Genomic DNA, 16683 nt, shown 5'->3' on the forward strand with positions numbered 1-16683 from the left:
TGTTTGTTGCACCTGATAAGGCGGGGTTAACGGTCTACGGTGGGTTTGCGCCGCGTGCCGGGACTCAGCCGTGAGGAACCCGCCATGCTCGCAGGAATGAGCGTTGACTACTACAACCGGCTCGAACGGGGGAACCTCACTGGCGTTTCCGACAGCTTCCTGGGATCCCTGGCCCGCGCGCCCTACCACCCCAACGGGGACGAGCCGGAGCAGCCACAGAACTTCGCCCGCTTCGTCTTCCTTGATCCTGCGGCGCCCGGCCAGGTGGCGGATTGGGAGCCCATGGCCCAGCACATTGTTGCCATCCTGAGGCAGGAGGCTGCACGGGACCCCCATAACCGGGACCTGACCGACCTCATCGGAGAACTCTCCACCCAAAGCGAGGACTTCCGGAGCATGTGGGCCGCCCAGAACGTCCGCCTCCACGGGTCCGGCACCAAGTCCTTCCAGCACACCGTAGTCGGCGACTTTGAGCTCACTTTCCAAGCCATGCAACTCCCCGGCGATGAAGGCCTCACCCTCATCGCCTACAGCGCGGCACCGGGCAGCCCCGGACACGACGCACTTAACCTCCTCGCCACATGGGCTGCAACGATGCGCAGGGAAAGCAACAAAATGGACGAGCTGCCCGCTCGTTGCGGCACCATCTAGTACTCAGCTCCTCGTCCAGGCACCGCAATGGCCCCGCTAGGTTTGATATTCACGGGCCTCCCTATTTGTTGTCAGTAAAAAGTTCCTTGGCGACGCCCATCGCGGACATGCCCCGGGGCCAGCCAGCGTAGAACGTGACGTGGGTGATCGCTTCGATCAGCTCTTCCTGAGAAACACCATTTTCGATGGCGCGGCTGAGGTGGAACCTTAGCTGGTCTGTGTTCCCGCCGGCCGTCAACACCGCTACCGTGATGAGGCTGCGGTCGCGGGCGCTCAGTTCGACGCGGTTCCAGACGTCCTCGAAGAGCACGTCGTCGGTAACTTCGGCGAGCTTCGGTGCGAACTCTCCGAACATTTTCCGGCCGCCGCCTAGTTGCCTGGTTTGGATGCGGCGATTCACTGAGGTCATGGTCGTGTCCGGCGCCGGGCCTGGGGCGTGAGTTCGTGGGCTCCGTAGCTGTTGTCCTGGGGATTCAGCGTGACCCCGGGTGCGACGAGCTGGTCAATGCGGTCCAGCACGTCGGTGGTCAAGGTGATGTCGGCGGCGGGCAGGTAGGACTCGAGCTGTTCCATGGTGCGGGGTCCGACGATGGCGGACGTGACGCCCGGGTGGTTGATGACGAAGGCGATGGCCAGTTCGATGAGCGTCAGCCCGGTCTGCTCTGCGAGCTGGGCCAGTCCTTCGACGATGTCGAGTTTGCGTTGGTTCGCCGGGCTCGTCATGTCGAACCGGGCGTTCGGTCGCGCCGCGGAGGTAGGTGCTGAGGCCGAGTCCTTACGCCAGCGTCCCGAGAGCCAGCCGCCGCTGAGTGGGCTGTAGGTCAGGGTGCCCATGCCGTGGCGCTGCACCGTGGGAAGGATGTCTTCCTCGATGCCTCGGACCAGGATCGAGTAGGGCGGCTGTTCGGTGACGAACCGTTCTACATTCCGTTCCCGGGACGCCCACTGTGCTTCGACGATTTGGGATCCGGAATACGAGGAGGAGCCAATGTACCGGACTTTGCCTTGGCGGACGAGGTCGGTAAGGGCACCGAGGGTTTCTTCCACATCGGTGTCGGGGCTGGGCCGATGGACTTGGTAAAGATCGATGTGGTCCGTGTTGAGTCGGCGGAGGGAGTCTTCGACGGCCCGCATGATCCAGCGGCGCGATCCGCCGCGCTGGTTGGGATCGTCCTCGTTCATGGGCATAAAGAATTTCGTGGCGAGGAAGACGTCGTCGCGGCGCCCGGCGATTGCCTGCCCGACGATTTCTTCGGATGCTCCGCCCGAGTACACATCTGCGGTGTCAATGAAGTTGATGCCCGCGTCCAGTGCATGGTGGATGATACGGGTTGAGTCGGCGACGTCGTTATTGCCCCAGGGGCCAAACATCATGGCGCCCAGGCACAAAGGGCTGACCTGCACACCTGTGCGGCCAAGCGAACGGTATTCCATCGTGGGGTTTCTCCTCTGTTCAGGCTTCGGGAATGACCATGGCGAAGCGCTCTTCGCGGGCCTCGTCCGGGTCGGGTCCGTTCCGCACCCCGGTGTCGAGCGCGTTGATGCCGGCTAGTTCGGCTTCGGAAAGTTCGAAGTCGAATACGTTGAAGTTCTCGGCGATGCGGCTCGGGTTCGTCGATTTTGGGATAGCAGAGCGGCCTTGCTGCAGGTGCCAGCGAAGCATGACCTGGGCAGGGCTCTTACCGTGGGCTTGACCGATAGCGGCGATAGCTGGGTCTTCCATGACGTTCCGGCGCTCCTCGCCCCACCCGGGGTAGAAGGTGATTCCCCCGATCGGAGACCATGCCTGCGTGACGATCCCGTGCTCGGCGTCGGCAACCTGGACCTCCTGCTGGGTGAAGTACGGGTGGAGTTCCACCTGGTTCACGGCCGGGATGATTTCCGTGGAGTCGAGGAGTTGCTTCAGATGGTGCGGCATGAAGTTGCTGACACCGATCGCCCGTACCCGCCCGTCGGCGAGCAATGCCTCAAGTGCTTTGTACGCCTCGAGGGTCTTTTCGAACCGGTCGGGAGCGGGCTGGTGCAGGATGAACAGGTCCAGATACTCCACACCGAGCTTGCCGGCTGCTTTGTCCCAGGCGTGCAGGGTCTGGTCGTATCCGTAGTCACTGACCCATACCTTGGTCTCAATGAAAACGTCGGAACGGTTCAGGCCCGAATTGCGGATGCCGTGCCCGACTTCCCACTCATTGCCGTATGCCGCGGCGGTGTCGATATGCCGGTAGCCAGCGGCCAATGCCGCCTCGACAGCCGCCGTCGTCTCTTCAGGAGCGGTTTGGAAGACGCCGAGCCCGAGGGCGGGCATGGTGACTCCGTTGTTCAATGTGATGTTCATGGTTCTCCTGATGGTGGTTATGGGCGGACGAGTACTTTGAGTGCTTCGCGGTCTGCCATGGCCTGGTATCCGGCGGGGACGTCGTCCAGGCCGATGGTGCGGTCGAAGACCTTGCCCGGATTGATGGGGTCGGCGGGGAGTACCAGGACGATGGTGACAATCAGGGCCAGGGGCAGCAGGACGCTGCCGGTGGTGAGCGCCGCGCTGGGGTGCAGGTTTCATGCTTTCCATGCAACCGTGATCCCTTCTCTGTGGGGAGTCACGGGTGTTCCGGGTAAAGCCAGTGCCTCCCTCGGTCTGAGGCGTCGGCGTAGCGTGGAGGCCATGACACACAGCGAGGACGTGCGGAAGTTCCTGACCTCCCGCCGCGCCAGAATCACCCCCGATGAAGCCGGACTGCCCGCCTATGGGGGCAACCGGCGAGTCAAGGGCCTGCGCCGCGAGGAAGTGGCGATGCTCGCCGGAATGAGTATCGACTACTACATCCGCCTTGAACGCGGAAACCTTTCCGGCGCCTCGGACAGCGTCCTCGAAGCGCTCGGACGAGCGCTGAAGCTCGACGACGCCGAATTGGCCCACCTTTTCGATCTGGCCCGTGCCTCCACTGCAGCTCCGCGCGTGCGACGTAAGCGCAGTCCCAAGACGGTACGGCCGAGCGTCCAACGCGTCCTCGATGCGATCACTGGGGCACCGGCTTGGGTCCGCAACGATCGTGGTGACGTCCTCGCCGCCAACGACCTTGGCCGCGCGCTGTATCTGGAATTGATGGCCGAACAAACCACGCCGCCGAACAGTGCGCGGTTTACCTTCCTGAATCCGAAGGCGCGGGATTTTTTCGCCGATTGGGAACGCGCCGCAGATGACATGGTTGCGGTGCTGCGTTCCACGGCTGGGAAAAACCCTTATGACAAGGACCTCACTGACCTGATCGGTGAACTCTCAACCCGGAGCGAGGAATTCCGTACCCGGTGGGCCCGGCATGACGTGAAGTACCACCGCACCGGCCGCAAACGCCTGCATCATTCGATTGTGGGGGACCTTGACCTGAGCTTCGAAGCGCTCGAGCTGGCCGCGGACCCGGGGCTCCGCATCAACATCTACACGGCAGAGCCGGGGTCCCCCTCCGAGGACGCACTGAAGGTCCTCGCCAGCTGGGCAGCGACCCAGCCGAACACCGCCCAAGCAGCAGTCCGTAACACTCTTTAAACGATCGTTAGGTCGGCATGTCTTTCCGGACCCCTCAACTCATGCCCGCGGTTGCTGTTGGAATGGCAGCCAGTGCTGCTCTTTCATCCTGCGCCTCACCAGCAGGACAGCTGACGGCCAACGAAGTCCCTGATCAAGCCACGGACACCCCTGCCTCACCGGGCGGACCTGATTATGTTGACGGACAGTACAGCGCGGAAGGCCAATACGGCGGCCTTCCGTCCTCAATCGGGGTGACCGTAACCCTCGCCGCGGACATCGTCACCGATGTGAGCGTTACACCGCATGCAACTGATCCGACGTCCCTTGACCTGCAGAAACGCTTCGCGGCCGCAGTACCTAGTGTTGTCGTCGGCCGCGACCTCGACGAGATCAACGTTGACCGACTCGCCGGCTCCAGCGGGACACCGCAAGGGTTCAATGCCGCCCTGGAACGCATCAAGGCACAAGCCAACAGATAGGAAATCAAGAGCATCATGGAGCAAAACCCGAATACACCCCGAACGCTGTTGATCGTAGGAGCAACGGGCAGTGTTGGTCGCCATGTGGTGGCCGAGGCCGTCCGTCAGGGCTACGACACGCACGCCCTGGTCCGCGAATCTTCACGGACTAGTGGTCTGGACCCCGCCGCACGGCGGGTAACGGGGGAGTTGACCGACGCTTCGACACTCAAAGAAGCCGTCGCCGATATTGATGCGGTTATCTTCACTCACGGGTCCTCGTACGGCGACGCCGCCGCAGCGGAGGCCGTGGATTACGGGGCGGTCAAGAACGTGCTTCAAGCGGTTGGGTGGCAGACGTGTACGTATCGGCCTTATGACGGCGATTGGCGTCACCCGGCGTGGCAGCACGCACGATTGGAAGCGGCGAAGCGAACGGCTGATCCGCGCCAGCGGCAACGACTACACGATTGTCCGACCCGGTTGGTTCGACTATAACGACGACGGCCAACTGGAAATCACGATGCTTCAAGGCGATACGCGCCATGCAGGCAGCCCTGCCGACGGTGTCATCGCCCGCCACCAAATCGCCCGGGTGCTCGTCGACAGCCTCGCCTCCGACGCGGCCAACCACAAGACTCTCGAACTCGTCGCGGAACGCGGGCCGGCGCAGGAAACCCTGGAACCTGTCTTCGCAGACCTGGATCAGGACCCGGCCGGCTTGCTTGACGGGGTACGGGACCAGGCGAATATGCCGGCCGATGCCGAACCCGAGCCTGCACGCCAGGACCTCAACCGGGTAGTGGCCGGCTCAGGCGTGTTCCCGACGTCGAGGTCCTTGCGGTCACCACGCCAATAGTTTTGGCCGGGCCGGGAGAAGTCCGCGATCAGATTTTCGGGGTCAGCCAAACGCCGAACGACCCTTTCCGAAGATCTCGAGGCTGATGCCGCGGAGGCCTATGCGCCGACAGCTGTGCTTGATGCAAAGATGCTTGCCGTCTCCTCGGGGGTTATTGCCAGAATCACCGGTGACCTGCCACGCGCTCCGCGCTAACAGCGCGTCCCCAATCGCACCGTGAAGGATGCTCCAACGCACGGAGTTTCGGCGGGGTCAGCGGTAGAGGCCTGCGAGGAGGGCGATGATGTCCTGCAGTCTTGCGGGCGGGTCCTTTTTCGTCCAGGCAGCGTAAACGGGTACGGGGGGTGCGTCGCGGACGGCCCGGTAGGTGAGGCCTTGGCGTCGGTACTGGTGGGCTGTTGATTCTGCAGTTACTCCGCGGGCCTTACCGCTGCTGATAAGCGTGAGCCAGTCATCGACGTCGCTGGTGGGAATGGTGCGGTGCGGGTGGCTGCCATCGGGCCACAGGTCGAGTCGGGTGCTTCCGGTTCGGTCATCGATCGCTAGCGGGGCCGTGGCGACCTGGGCGAGGGTCACCGTGCGTTTCGTGGCCAGGGAGTCATCGACTGATATCGCGCAGTAACGTTTCTCGACGCCGATCAGAACCATTTCGAGGCGTGTCGTTTCCGGTACGCGGCGCAGTATCGCCAAGTCACTGGTGCCCTCAAGCAGTCCTGCGGTGGGTGTATTTGTTCGGGTCAGGCGCAATTCATGGTGTGGAAGGGCTACGGCCCATTGGCGTTGGAATTCCAGGGTTTGCTTGCCCAAGGCCGACCACGCGTAGCCGACCCGGATCGAACCCGCCCCATCCAGTGCTTCCTGGCGCAGATCGGCCACCACGGCGAGGGCACGGCGGGCGTGGCGGAGTACTCGTTCACCAGCTGGGGTGGGGGATACACTACGGGTCGTCCGATGCAGGAGCCTCACCCCAAGGGCCGATTCCAGTGCGGCGATATTTCGTGAGACAGCGGTCTGGGAGATGCCGAGCTCGATGCCGGCGTCAGTGAAAGTACCCGTGTCGATGACGCTGACCAGGGATCGCAGGTGACGCAGTTCGACTTCCATTCCTGCAGTGTACTCATGCGCATAACGCATCAATGGGGAGATTCATGCATTATGAGCAGCGGGTGACCGGCTTGCAGAGTTGCAGCATGATCAACATGCAGCGGGCAGGAAGTGGCCGAATCGCTGGTATCGCGACCGCTTTGGGTGGTGCGCTCTCGAACCAGCTCGGGGCGGCCAGTGGGTCCTTGGCATTTCCTGGCATGGGCCCGCTCGGTGTCGTCGCCGTCCGCCAGCTCGTCGCAGCCATGATCCTGCTACCGGTCGTGAGGCCACGGATCAGGGATCTGACCAGGGCTCAATGGTGGCCGGTCCTGCTCCTGGCGTTGGTGTTCGGGATCATGAACCTCACCCTGTACCTGGCCGTCGAACGCGTCGGTCTCGGTTTGGCGGTGACACTGGAGTTTTGCGGGCCTCTGGCGGTTGCTCTCCTAAGTACCCGGACCAGGAACGGTGCGATCTGCGCGGCCATCGCAGCAGCCGGCGTCATGGCGATCACCCGGCCCCAACCAACCACTGATTACCTGGGTGTCGGGCTCGGCCTGATCGCCGCCTGCAGTTGGGCTGCCTACATTCTGCTCAACAGGACCATCGGCTCCCGCATCCCCGGAGTGGAGGGCACAGCCACGGCAACCGGAATCTCCGCCGTCCTGTTCCTACCCATCGGCGTCTGGATACTCATCACCACCCGCCCGGACATGTTCGCTCTGCTCTGTGCTGTCGGTGCCGGCGTCCTGGCCTCGACGGTCCCATTCGTCGCTGACCTGATTGCGCTCCGGAAGATCCCCGCACACCTGTTCGGGATCCTCATGAGCATCAACCCTGTCCTGGCCGCTTTCATCGGAGCGATACTCCTCCACGAAGAACTCGGCACTATCGAATGGGTTGGAATAGCTCTCATCGTCGCTGCGAACACAGCCGCCCTGCTCCTACCAAGCGGCACACCACGCGATGCGACGGCCGGAGCCGGCCAGCGGCGCGACTGAACCGCGGACACCTCGAGTTGGTGGGGGAGGCGCGCGTAGAGTTCACGATGCAGCAGAACGATGCGTCTCGCGCGGATCATGCCGATGCTGCAGGCCCCGCTTAGGGCGCAGGCGTCGCCGAAGCGCCGAGTTGCACCGCCAGCTCCATGCAGCGCAGACGGGCCGGGGAGAAGTCGTAGGGCATGTTCCAGATAGTCTCCGCCGCGCTCTTGACGCGGGAGCCCTCTGCCGGGTCGGGGTCGGGCGCCGGATCAGCGTCATCGAGCGGGTGCAGCTCGTCCCAAGCGTCGAAGAGAGCGTCATCCTCCGCCAGCTGACCGGACTCCTCGATAACGCGCATCAGCGCGGTCTCGAAGGCGTGCCGCTCGGCCGCCACCTCCGAAACGCGGGGGTCGTCGACGGCGACCGTATCGTCCAGGGCCTCCTCGGCGGCCTCGACGCGGTCGGACTCCGCACGCAGCGACGGATCGGCAGCCAGGGCGAGGAAGCGGCCGGCCTGGACGGCCGCGCCGAGCGGACCGAAGATCCGCTCAGTGACCAGCAGGACGTCCAGGTCATCCTGGCGCAGCGAGCCCTCGGGTGCGCCCTCAAGGCGGTCGGAGACGAGATCATCGAGCAGTCCCAGCCTGCTGCCAAGGGTCCGCATGCGCTGCACCGAGGCGCGCTTCCGCTGGAGCTCGGCTTCCTGCGCGGCGAGGGTGTCCTCCAGCCGCGCGAGGACGCCTGCGATCCCGTCCTCGTCGTCGGCGCCGCTCGGTTTGCCGCCGTCGAAGGCGTCGCGGATGTCATCGAGGGCGATCCCGGCGTCGGCCATTCGACGGATCCAGAGCAGCCGGATGATTTCCGGGTAGCCATACCGCCGGCGGCCGTCGCCGCCCCGCTCCCGCTCGGGCAACAGGTCAACCTGGTGGTAGTGGCGGATCGTCCGGGGAGTGACGCCGACGAATGCCGCGGCGTCGCCGATGAGGATCTCCCGTGGCGGGGTCGGGAACGGTTGCATGGCGGACCTCTCGGAGTGGGACGGGACGTGCTTCCAGCAGACCACATGACGCTGCGGCAGGTGCAAAATAACCGGACGCGGTGTGGATAACGCGGTGGCCGGCTGCGTGGCTGCCGGTACGGCGCCTGTGTTCTCCTTGGGGGAGCTTTGAAGTTCGCCTGGGGTGAGGGCTGGCATGGTCACACCGTTGTTAAGGGTGTTGGTCTGTTCAGGTCTCCGCGATCGTCGGTGCGTGGTCTACGTCATGGTGTGGCGCCGCGGGCGCTGGGTCTTCTTTGCGGTGAGGCCGAGGCCGATGCATGGCACGGCGGCGGCAATTGTCAGGGCCAGGCCGACGGCCGGTACGCCCTGTTCGGCCAGGGAAGACGCGATCGCGACGCCACCAAGCCCGGAGCCAACGGCAACACCGATGTTGAAGAACGAATTGCTCAACGCGATCGGGAGTACGCCGTCCGGTCCTGCTGCACGCAGTGCCTCGGAGACAAGTGTCGGGTTCGCAGCGAATCCAAACATGCCCATAAGGGTGAAAAACACGATCGCAACGGGGGCGTTGCCGCCCCAGAGCAGGAGCACGGTCATAGTGATCAGCAGACCTGCCACGGCTGCACCGATGACCGTGTAGGGGCGGCGGTCACCGAATCGGCCACCAATCGTGGTGCCAGTCAGGGCACCGACGCCGTAGGCGATCATGATGAGGGGTACCACTGCTTCTGCCAGTTCGGCGCGTTCGGTCAGCTGCGGAGCGATGTAGCTGTAGACGCCAAGGAAGGCAGCCTGGATGAGCGCCGTTGCCACGTAAACGGACCACAGGCGGGCGTTGCGCAGCCGACTGAATTCGGCGCGAAGGTTTGTTTCCCCCTCCGAGGTTTTGTTTCCAGGGAGCACCTTCCACAGGAGGGCTGCGCAGGCAGTAGCGAGGAAGGCCAGTCCCCAGAAGGGTCCCTGCCAACCCAGGAACTGGCCGGCCGCGGTACCGATCGGCACACCGAGGACTGTTGCGAGGGTGACCCCGCCTACCATGATGCCCATCGCCTTCGCTCCGGCCCCGGGACCTGCGGCCGCTGCCGCGACAACAGCGCCGATGGCCCAAAATGTGCCGGTGGCCACGGCCGCCGCGAACCGGGCAACGAGCACGACAGCGAATACGTCAGTGGAGGCGGCGGCGACATGTGCCACTGCGAACAAAAGCAGCGCCATGATGAGCGTTGCCCTCCGGGGAAGGCGCAGTGTGGCGATGGCCATGACAGGCGTTCCGATCACCATTCCCAGTGCGAACACGGTGATGAGGAGTCCCGCCTGGGCGATGGTCACCTCAAGCGAGGAGGCGACCTGGGGCAGAAGACCGGCGACGATCATTTCTGTGGTGCCCATAACGAACGTCACGACGCCGAGCATCCACACGATCAGAGGAAGCCGCTGCCGGCCTGGCGGGCTGATGATGGCCGCTCCTGCGGCGGTTTCGGACAGGGTCTGTGTGGTGGACATAACGATGCGTCCTTTCAGGAAGTAAAGGCCAAAGGGGTGGGGCGACGCCGGCGAACATCGAACCCGAAGAAGCGGATCATCTATATCCGCTTGAAACACGGTAGCAGTTATTCGGATACCGTGCATCCACTTGTACTAGACTCGGAGGATGGATACTCAGGCATTGCGCAAGGACGCCGCCCGTAATCGCGATCTTCTTATCTCTGCTGGCCGGGACTTGTTTGCCCGGCGTGGACTGGCTGCCACGCTCAACGACGTGGCCCACCACGCCGGGGTTGGCGTGGGCACTGCCTACCGTCGCTTCGCCAACAAGGAGGAACTAATCGAGGCGATCTGGCAGCAGCAGGTCGACGAGCTGGAGGCGATCCTGCGCGAGGCAGTGGCCGCTCCGGATCCCTGGGAGGGCTTGGTGCAATACCTTGAAAAGTCCCTTGCCGCGCAAGCCAAAGACCGAGGCATGGCGCAGATGCTTGCAGGGCGAACGTGGCCCGACCACTACGACCAGCAACGAGACCGGCTCGCACCCTTGGTTGACCAGGTGGCCGACCGCGCGCGCGGGGCCGGAGCGCTCCGCGAGGACGTCACCGGCACGGACCTGATTTTCCTCCAGATCGCCCTTACCGACATCTCAGGCACGGTCCAGAGCGGGTCAGCTCCCGAGGGTCGCGATGATGCCGACCGACTGTACCGCCGCTACCTCTGGATCGTACTGGACGGACTGCGGGCATCGGCATCAGCGCCCTCAAAGCTTCCCGTTGCTGCCTTGACGACCCACGAGACCCACGCACTTCTCCAGCCCCGCCCTCAAGGCTGAAGTGTCTCCCGCAGGTGGCTACGGCCGTTTCATATCACCCCGGTTCGTAGGTGACGTCTGCCCGGCCCGGCAATTTGCCGTGCTGCATGTGGTAGCGGTTGGGAAAACGCGTGGCGAGGCGGAAAGTGCGGGCAGTGCGCACACTTCCCGCCTCGACGCACCCTCACGTTCTGGGCGAGCGAGCCAGCTGAGGTTGGTACGCCGTCGGTGCCGGCTTTATGGATGACTGTTCCGCTGCAAGCCGGCCGGGTGTCCGTGCAGCCGCTGCGGCCGAGGGCAGCTGACCGCCCCGGGGCTGGGTGGCGAGGAGACGGGATTCATAGTTGCTGTGGACGAGTGCTCTGCTTTTCATGAATATGCGGTTCCTGGTGAGTGGATGCAAAGGAGACGGTGCGTGTGGGTTTAAGGCCGTGTCAGAAAGGTCCGGACTGGACCAGGTTCGCCGGCCGGTCGCCGCTGGCCAGCGCCTTGAGCTGGCTGGCGAGGAGCTTGACGATCCGCGGCTCGAAGGCCGAGGCGTTGCCGCCGATGTGCGGGGTAATCAGTGCGTTGGGGGATGACCAAAGGGGGTGGTTGGCCGGGAGGGGTTCGGGATCGACGACGTCGAGCGCGCAGTGGAGCCGGCCGGACAGGACCTCAGCGGTCAGGGCTGCGGTATCCACCACTGGCCCCCGGCCGACGTTGACCACCAGCGCACCGTTCGGCAGTGCAGCAAGGACGGAGGCGTCCACCAGCCGGTGGGTGTGTTCGTTCAACGGGGTCACCGCAACCAGGATGTCATGGCTCTGGGCCAGGGCGGCGAGCTCGTAGGAGGCGTGGATCCGTCCGGTGCTGTCCCCGCGTGCGCTGCTGCCCACGCGGGTGATCTCCACCTCGAAGGGCTCAAGGCGCTTCGCGATTTCGTTTCCGATGCCGCCAACGCCCACCAGCAGAACCTTCCGGTCCGCCAGCGAGGAACGTCGCTGCGGCTGCCAGTTGCCGGTCTGCTGGTCGCGGACGGCCTGGTCGATGCCGCGGAGTTTAGCGATCATCAGGCCGATGGCCAGCTCGGCCGTGGCTGCCGCGTGGACGCCCGAGGCGCTCGCCACCGCGGTCTCGGGGCCCGCCGCCTCCGGAACTCCGTCAAACCCCGTGGACTGCGTCTGCACAAACTTCAGGTTCGGGGTCTTCGACAGCGAGCCGAGGACGGCGGACGCATCAATGTAGGGCAGGATGACGGCGTCGATGGCATCCAGTGCGATGCCCTCCGGCCCGGAGCGGAGGTCCCAGACCGAGGCCTCAATTCCGGCGGGCAGGGGCTGCACCCTGGCGAGGAGGTCCCGGTCGGGGAAGGTGACTGTCCAGACTGTCTGCATCGGTGGCCCTGTTCGGTAGGAGTGGCTCCCAGCGGTGCAGACCTCTCCGGGAAAACCGTTGACGCCCCAACACCAATCTGAGAAACTTTTCTCATGTGTGACAATCATCGCACTTCAGAAAGCGTCAGGCAAGAGTTCCGCGGAGGCAATTCGAGTGAAGAAAACAAGGTTTCCGCCCATGATCATCATGGGCGTGTCAGGTTCCGGAAAATCGACAGTGGGAGACCTCCTGGGGCGCCGGCTGGGGGTCCCGTTCATTGACGGCGATGACCTGCATCCCGAGGCCAACAAGGAGAAAATGCGAACCGGGATTCCGCTGGACGACGTGGACCGCCGCCCGTGGCTGATGGAGATCGGGCGTACGCTGCAGCTACGCCAGCAGGCCGGAGAAGGCGTCATCGTCGCCTGCTCCGCCCTCAAGCGCCGCTACCGCGACCTCCTGAGGGAGCATGCCCCGGAGGTTGTGTTCCTTCATCTCCAAGGTTCATCGGACACCCTCGCCGCCCGGATGGCGGCACGGAACCATGAGTTTATGCCTGCAACGCTGCTGGCCTCACAGCTGGAGGCTCTGGAACCGCTGGCTGCGGATGAGCGCCAGGTGCTGCTCGATGTCCGCAAGTCCCCATCCGAGCTGGCGGACCGGGCCGCCGCGGCGCTGGATGGTTTGGCGGTGGATTGGACGACGGCGGCGGGAGACTAGTCGAGGCCTGTCACCCGCGCGCATTAAACCCAACTAGGTCGCAGTTGTTGTCGTTATGAGGACTCATAACGACAACAACTGCGACCTAGTTGGGTTCGGTGTTTGGTTAGGCGACGGCCGCCCGGCGCTCTCCGATGTCGAAGCCGGGACCACCTGGAACGGAGTCGATCAGTTTCCGCGTGTAGGGATGCTTGGGGTTGCCGTAGACGCTGTCCACGTCACCGAGCTCCACCACCTCGCCGTGGAAAAGCACCATGATCCCGTCGCTGACGTGGTGCACCACGTCCAGGTCGTGGGAGATGAATGCCATGGTCAGGTCCAGTTCGGTGCGCAGCCTGCTGATGAGGTTCAGGATCTCCGCCTGGACGGACAGGTCCAGCGCCGAGGTGATCTCGTCCGCGATGATCAGTTTGGGCCCCACGGCCAGTGCGCGCGCGATGGCAATGCGCTGACGCTGCCCGCCCGAGAATTCATGCGGGTACCGCTCGGCCACGTCGGCGTCCAGGCGGATGGTGGAAAGCCAGTACGAGATCTTCTCCCGGTGTGCGCGCGGATTCGACTTCACCGGATCGATCGCCTCGGCCAGCGTCTGCCCGATGGTACGGCGGGGATTCAGCGACGAGTACGGGTCCTGCGGAATCATCTGGACTTCCCGGCGCATGGCACGGCGCTGACCCGACGTCATGCGGGACACGTCCGCCCCGTTGACCCAGATACTGCCGGAACTGACAGGGCTCAGGCCAACGATGGCTTTGGCCAGGGTTGACTTGCCCGAGCCTGATTCCCCGACGATCCCCAGGGTCTTGCCGCGTTCGATGGTGGCCGAGACGCCCTTGAGGACCTTGGCTGCTGCCTGTCCGGAACCGAACGTGACTTCCAGGTCGCGGACTTCCAGGACCGGGGCGGCGGACATTGCGGTGCTTGTCATGGCTGGAGCCTCTCTGTTTCCGGCTGAACCGTCCCGGCCTGAACGGGGCCGGGGGCGTCGTCGTTGATTTCGTCGAAGGTGAAGTCCTCGGCCCGGACGGCGACGAGTTCCGTCTTGCGTTCGGCGATGCTCGGCGTCGCTGCCAGCAGCGCTTTGGTGTAAGGGTGCTTGACGTCGCCGGCAGCAAGCTGGGCACCGGTAAGCCGTTCGAGGATTTTCCCGCCGTTCATCACGATCACCTTGTCGCACAGGGCCTGGACCACACCGATGTCATGGGAGATGAACAGCATGGCGGTCCCCATTTCCCGGTTGATGGTGCGGAACTGGCGCAGGACGTCCGCCTGGACGGTGACGTCCAACGCCGTGGTGGGCTCGTCGGCGATGATCAGCCGCGGGTCCGTGACCAGGGTTGAGGCAATCATGGCGCGCTGGAGCATGCCGCCGGAGAGCTCGTGCGGGTGCTGCTTCATCCGCAGTTCCGGCTGAGTGATCCGGATGTCCGCCAGTGCTTTGACCATCCTGGTGAACGAGGTCTTCCCCGACTGCTTCAGGTGGATCCTGCTGACCTCAGTCAGCTGGGACCCGATCCGCAGGGCCGGGTTGAAGCTGGTTCCCGGGTCCTGGTAGACCAGCCCGATGGACGTGGCCAGCGTGCGCGGATCGTTCTTCTTGAGCAGGTCCAGTTCGCCGAGGCGCATGGAGTGCGCCCTGACGGTGAGTTCCTCCGGCAGCAGGCCGGCGATGGACATGGCCGTCAGGGACTTTCCTGATCCGGATTCCCCCACGAGCCCCACCACTTCGCCGGCATGGATACTCAGGGACACACCCTTGACCAGGGGCACGCCGTTGGGGGTGAGGACGGTGAGGTTGTCCACCTCCACCAGCGCCTCCCGGTCGGCCCGCATCGAGGCCGGCAGCTCAGAGGCGGCCTTGACGCTGCCGAACTTCCGTCCGCCGCGTGGGTCCGTGGCGGCAGCAAGGCCGTCGCCAATGAGCATGGCGCTCAACCCCGCGATGGTGATCATGATCGAGGGCATCACGGCCTGCAGCGGCTGGGAGTAGATGTTCACGAGCGCCTCGTTGAGCAGGCGCCCGAAGTCGTACTCGGGGTTCTGGACGCCCAGTCCGATGAACGACAGGCTGGACAGCTCGATCAGGGTGGTTGCAAACACCGTGGCGGTCAGCACCAGCAGCGGCTCTGCCATGTTCGGCAGCAGGTGCCGGGTGATGATGCGTGGGCCCGGAACGCCGAGCAGGCGTGCCGTTGACACGTAATTGCGCTGAGAGATCGAGGCAGCCATGTTGGCGGTAAGGCGGGCGAACGCCGGAATGCTGGCGATGGCGATGGCGAGGACGGCGGACCAGGCTCCCTGGCCGAGGATTGCGGCGATGAGCAGCGCAAAAATCAGGCTGGGATAGGCGACGGCGGCATCGATGACGCGGAGGACAGCGTTGCGGATCCGCGGCGGGGCAAGCCAGATGAAAGTGCCGATCAAAACGCCGCCCACCACCGAGATTGCCGTTGTGGCTGCCGTCATCACCAGGGTGAGCCTGGTGGCCACAAGCGACCGGGCCAGCACGTCACGGCCGAAGTCGTCAGTTCCCAGCCAGTGCGCGGAGCTGGGCCCCTGGGAGGCGTTGGCGGTGAGCTTTTCGGCCGCTTCGCTGAGGAACAGGGGTGCGAGGAGGCCGATCAGGATCATGACGCTCATCAGGGCGATGCCAATTATCAGGCCGGTAGTCCAGCGGAAATGGCGCTTGGTGCGGGTCGTTTCAGCCATGGGACTTTCCTCCTCCGAGGGTGCGCGGATCGATGATTCCGAGGATGACGTCGACCAGCAGGTTGAGGATGATGGCAAGGAAGCCGAGGACCAGGATGATGCCCTGGATGACCGGGTAGTCCTTGTTGACAATGGCCGTGACGATTTCCTTGCCGAGTCCGGGCCAGTTGAAGACGTTCTCGATGATGATCGCTCCGCCGAGCATGCCGGCGAGGATCAGCCCGGCGAGGGTCAGGGTGGTGGTCATCAGGTTGGGCAACGCATGGCGGGCGTAGAGCCGCAGCGGCGGCAGGCGCCAGCCGCGAGCGGTCCGCAGGTAATCCTGCTCGAGGACGGTGGAGGTTTCCCGGCGGACCACCCGGGCGATCGAGCAGATGGGCGCAATCGAGAGGCCAACGACGGGAAGGATCAGGGACGTGAGGGTGGCCGCGCCGGCGGCCGGCAGGACCTTGAGCACGATGGCGAAAACCACGACCAGCATCGTGGCGATGACATACTGCGGCACGGCCTGGAAGAACCCGGTGAGCATGCCGAAGGAGACATCCAGCCACTTGCGGCGCCCGCCGCGGGTGAGGATGCCCACCACCATCCCGGCCGGGATCGAAAGCAAAAGGGTCACGATGATGCCCAGCAGGGCCAGTTCTGCCGTGAAGGGCAGCTTGGTGGCGATGATCGAGGATACAGATGTGCTGTACGCGAATGATTCGCCGAGGTTGCCCGTGAACAGGTTCCCCACGTACTGGAGGAACTGCAGGTGCAGGGGCTGGTTCAGCCCCAGGCTTTCCCTGATGGCTTCGATCTGTTCCGTGGTGGCGTCGGCGCCGGCGACTGCCACCGCCGGGTCGCCGGGGATGAGCGGGACCATGAAGAAGGTAACCACCACGAGGAGGATTACGGACAGCAGCACTCCGCCGGTGCGGCGCAGGCCGTAGCCAGCCCAGGGGGAGAGGTTGCGGAGCCCGCCCCGGGGGCCCTTTGTGGCCCCCGGGGGGTTGCTGAACAGGGCGCTTTCCCTGTTCAGCATGGTCGGTTCGGTCATGGT

18 protein-coding genes are annotated in these 16683 nt (G+C 64.4%); 8 read left to right on the plus strand and 10 right to left on the minus strand.

Annotation, left to right across the window (positions count from 1 at the left end; translation table 11 throughout):
- Nucleotides 1-84 precede the first annotated feature (84 nt).
- Nucleotides 85-651, plus strand: a complete 567-nt coding sequence (locus ACRB8A_RS08200) for a hypothetical protein (protein ID WP_432245940.1) — start codon at nucleotides 85-87, stop codon at nucleotides 649-651.
- A 61-nt stretch (nucleotides 652-712) separates the two neighbouring features.
- Here the strand turns inward: ACRB8A_RS08200 and ACRB8A_RS08205 are convergent, their stop codons facing one another.
- Genes ACRB8A_RS08205 through ACRB8A_RS08215 form a run of 3 tightly spaced genes read right to left on the minus strand, consistent with a single transcriptional unit; the run spans nucleotide 713 to nucleotide 2986 of the window.
- Complete coding sequence (locus ACRB8A_RS08205) at nucleotides 713-1060, minus strand: carboxymuconolactone decarboxylase family protein (protein ID WP_432245941.1); 348 nt, start codon at nucleotides 1058-1060, stop codon at nucleotides 713-715.
- Nucleotides 1057-2085: an aldo/keto reductase gene (locus ACRB8A_RS08210; RefSeq protein WP_432245942.1), complete on the minus strand. Its 1029-nt coding sequence runs from the start codon at nucleotides 2083-2085 to the stop codon at nucleotides 1057-1059. Before ACRB8A_RS08210 ends, ACRB8A_RS08205 begins: the two co-directional genes overlap by 4 nt.
- 19 nt (nucleotides 2086-2104) lie before the next feature.
- Nucleotides 2105-2986, minus strand: coding sequence for an aldo/keto reductase (locus ACRB8A_RS08215; protein WP_432245943.1), 882 nt, complete (start codon nucleotides 2984-2986; stop codon nucleotides 2105-2107).
- 324 nt (nucleotides 2987-3310) lie between these two features.
- On the opposite strand from ACRB8A_RS08215, the gene ACRB8A_RS08220 reads away from it, so the two are divergent.
- The 4 genes from ACRB8A_RS08220 (at nucleotide 3311) to ACRB8A_RS08235 (ending at nucleotide 5491) form a co-directional block, all read left to right on the plus strand.
- Nucleotides 3311-4192: a helix-turn-helix transcriptional regulator gene (locus tag ACRB8A_RS08220; protein WP_432245944.1), complete on the plus strand. Its 882-nt coding sequence runs from the start codon at nucleotides 3311-3313 to the stop codon at nucleotides 4190-4192.
- Nucleotides 4193-4254: 62 nt separating this feature from the next.
- The gene (locus ACRB8A_RS08225; RefSeq protein ID WP_432245945.1) at nucleotides 4255-4653 is read left to right on the plus strand and encodes a hypothetical protein; all 399 of its coding nucleotides are present in this window, start codon (nucleotides 4255-4257) and stop codon (nucleotides 4651-4653) included.
- 15 nt (nucleotides 4654-4668) lie between these two features.
- A complete protein-coding gene (locus ACRB8A_RS08230) occupies nucleotides 4669-5130 on the plus strand; it encodes an NAD(P)H-binding protein (RefSeq protein ID WP_432245946.1) in 462 nt (153 codons plus the stop codon).
- The gene (locus ACRB8A_RS08235; protein ID WP_432246026.1) at nucleotides 5018-5491 is read left to right on the plus strand and encodes an NAD(P)H-binding protein; all 474 of its coding nucleotides are present in this window, start codon (nucleotides 5018-5020) and stop codon (nucleotides 5489-5491) included. Before ACRB8A_RS08230 ends, ACRB8A_RS08235 begins: the two co-directional genes overlap by 113 nt.
- Nucleotides 5492-5743: 252 nt before the next feature.
- Here the strand turns inward: ACRB8A_RS08235 and ACRB8A_RS08240 are convergent, their stop codons facing one another.
- Entirely contained in the window at nucleotides 5744-6595 is an 852-nt protein-coding gene (locus ACRB8A_RS08240) for a LysR family transcriptional regulator (RefSeq protein WP_432245947.1), read from the minus strand.
- Between the two features lie 86 nt (nucleotides 6596-6681).
- Between ACRB8A_RS08240 and ACRB8A_RS08245 the strand changes: the two genes are divergently transcribed.
- Nucleotides 6682-7578, plus strand: a complete 897-nt coding sequence (locus ACRB8A_RS08245; protein WP_432245948.1) for an EamA family transporter — start codon at nucleotides 6682-6684, stop codon at nucleotides 7576-7578.
- Nucleotides 7579-7678: 100 nt separating this feature from the next.
- Here ACRB8A_RS08245 and ACRB8A_RS08250 read toward each other — a convergent pair whose 3' ends face one another.
- Nucleotides 7679-8578, minus strand: coding sequence for a MerR family transcriptional regulator (locus tag ACRB8A_RS08250; protein WP_432245949.1), 900 nt, complete (start codon nucleotides 8576-8578; stop codon nucleotides 7679-7681).
- Between the two features lie 237 nt (nucleotides 8579-8815).
- Complete coding sequence (locus ACRB8A_RS08255) at nucleotides 8816-10063, minus strand: MFS transporter (RefSeq protein WP_432245950.1); 1248 nt, start codon at nucleotides 10061-10063, stop codon at nucleotides 8816-8818.
- 148 nt (nucleotides 10064-10211) lie between these two features.
- On the opposite strand from ACRB8A_RS08255, the gene ACRB8A_RS08260 reads away from it, so the two are divergent.
- Nucleotides 10212-10877: a TetR/AcrR family transcriptional regulator gene (locus tag ACRB8A_RS08260; protein ID WP_056601175.1), complete on the plus strand. Its 666-nt coding sequence runs from the start codon at nucleotides 10212-10214 to the stop codon at nucleotides 10875-10877.
- Between the two features lie 413 nt (nucleotides 10878-11290).
- Here ACRB8A_RS08260 and ACRB8A_RS08265 read toward each other — a convergent pair whose 3' ends face one another.
- The gene (locus ACRB8A_RS08265) at nucleotides 11291-12232 is read right to left on the minus strand and encodes a 2-hydroxyacid dehydrogenase (RefSeq protein ID WP_056601155.1); all 942 of its coding nucleotides are present in this window, start codon (nucleotides 12230-12232) and stop codon (nucleotides 11291-11293) included.
- 178 nt (nucleotides 12233-12410) lie between these two features.
- On the opposite strand from ACRB8A_RS08265, the gene ACRB8A_RS08270 reads away from it, so the two are divergent.
- Nucleotides 12411-12932, plus strand: coding sequence for a gluconokinase (locus ACRB8A_RS08270; protein WP_432245951.1), 522 nt, complete (start codon nucleotides 12411-12413; stop codon nucleotides 12930-12932).
- A gap of 106 nt (nucleotides 12933-13038) precedes the next feature.
- On the opposite strand, the gene ACRB8A_RS08275 is transcribed toward ACRB8A_RS08270, so the two are convergent.
- Genes ACRB8A_RS08275 through ACRB8A_RS08285 form a run of 3 tightly spaced genes read right to left on the minus strand, consistent with a single transcriptional unit; the run spans nucleotide 13039 to nucleotide 16680 of the window.
- Nucleotides 13039-13860, minus strand: a complete 822-nt coding sequence (locus tag ACRB8A_RS08275; RefSeq protein ID WP_432245952.1) for an ATP-binding cassette domain-containing protein — start codon at nucleotides 13858-13860, stop codon at nucleotides 13039-13041.
- Complete coding sequence (locus tag ACRB8A_RS08280; protein ID WP_432245953.1) at nucleotides 13857-15641, minus strand: dipeptide/oligopeptide/nickel ABC transporter permease/ATP-binding protein; 1785 nt, start codon at nucleotides 15639-15641, stop codon at nucleotides 13857-13859. Before ACRB8A_RS08280 ends, ACRB8A_RS08275 begins: the two co-directional genes overlap by 4 nt.
- Nucleotides 15634-16680, minus strand: coding sequence for an ABC transporter permease (locus ACRB8A_RS08285; protein WP_235504784.1), 1047 nt, complete (start codon nucleotides 16678-16680; stop codon nucleotides 15634-15636). The genes ACRB8A_RS08280 and ACRB8A_RS08285 overlap by 8 nt, the downstream gene beginning before the upstream one ends.
- Between the last annotated feature and the right edge of the window lie 3 nt (nucleotides 16681-16683).

The organism is Arthrobacter sp. G.S.26 (assembly GCF_050847375.1).
Taxonomy (GTDB): domain Bacteria; phylum Actinomycetota; class Actinomycetes; order Actinomycetales; family Micrococcaceae; genus Arthrobacter.

Excerpts from the sequence above, each read along its gene's own strand:
- ACRB8A_RS08200 (WP_432245940.1), top strand. The coding sequence starts at position 85 with ATGCTCGCAGGAATGAGCGTTGACTACTACAACCGGCTCGAACGGGGG.
- ACRB8A_RS08205 (WP_432245941.1), bottom strand. The coding sequence starts at position 1,060 with ATGACCTCAGTGAATCGCCGCATCCAAACCAGGCAACTAGGCGGCGGC.
- ACRB8A_RS08210 (WP_432245942.1), bottom strand. The coding sequence starts at position 2,085 with ATGGAATACCGTTCGCTTGGCCGCACAGGTGTGCAGGTCAGCCCTTTG.
- ACRB8A_RS08215 (WP_432245943.1), bottom strand. The coding sequence starts at position 2,986 with ATGAACATCACATTGAACAACGGAGTCACCATGCCCGCCCTCGGGCTC.
- ACRB8A_RS08220 (WP_432245944.1), top strand. The coding sequence starts at position 3,311 with ATGACACACAGCGAGGACGTGCGGAAGTTCCTGACCTCCCGCCGCGCC.
- ACRB8A_RS08225 (WP_432245945.1), top strand. The coding sequence starts at position 4,255 with ATGGCAGCCAGTGCTGCTCTTTCATCCTGCGCCTCACCAGCAGGACAG.
- ACRB8A_RS08230 (WP_432245946.1), top strand. The coding sequence starts at position 4,669 with ATGGAGCAAAACCCGAATACACCCCGAACGCTGTTGATCGTAGGAGCA.
- ACRB8A_RS08240 (WP_432245947.1), bottom strand. The coding sequence starts at position 6,595 with ATGGAAGTCGAACTGCGTCACCTGCGATCCCTGGTCAGCGTCATCGAC.
- ACRB8A_RS08245 (WP_432245948.1), top strand. The coding sequence starts at position 6,682 with ATGATCAACATGCAGCGGGCAGGAAGTGGCCGAATCGCTGGTATCGCG.
- ACRB8A_RS08250 (WP_432245949.1), bottom strand. The coding sequence starts at position 8,578 with ATGCAACCGTTCCCGACCCCGCCACGGGAGATCCTCATCGGCGACGCC.
- ACRB8A_RS08255 (WP_432245950.1), bottom strand. The coding sequence starts at position 10,063 with ATGTCCACCACACAGACCCTGTCCGAAACCGCCGCAGGAGCGGCCATC.
- ACRB8A_RS08260 (WP_056601175.1), top strand. The coding sequence starts at position 10,212 with ATGGATACTCAGGCATTGCGCAAGGACGCCGCCCGTAATCGCGATCTT.
- ACRB8A_RS08265 (WP_056601155.1), bottom strand. The coding sequence starts at position 12,232 with ATGCAGACAGTCTGGACAGTCACCTTCCCCGACCGGGACCTCCTCGCC.
- ACRB8A_RS08270 (WP_432245951.1), top strand. The coding sequence starts at position 12,411 with ATGATCATCATGGGCGTGTCAGGTTCCGGAAAATCGACAGTGGGAGAC.
- ACRB8A_RS08275 (WP_432245952.1), bottom strand. The coding sequence starts at position 13,860 with ATGACAAGCACCGCAATGTCCGCCGCCCCGGTCCTGGAAGTCCGCGAC.
- ACRB8A_RS08280 (WP_432245953.1), bottom strand. The coding sequence starts at position 15,641 with ATGGCTGAAACGACCCGCACCAAGCGCCATTTCCGCTGGACTACCGGC.
- ACRB8A_RS08285 (WP_235504784.1), bottom strand. The coding sequence starts at position 16,680 with ATGACCGAACCGACCATGCTGAACAGGGAAAGCGCCCTGTTCAGCAAC.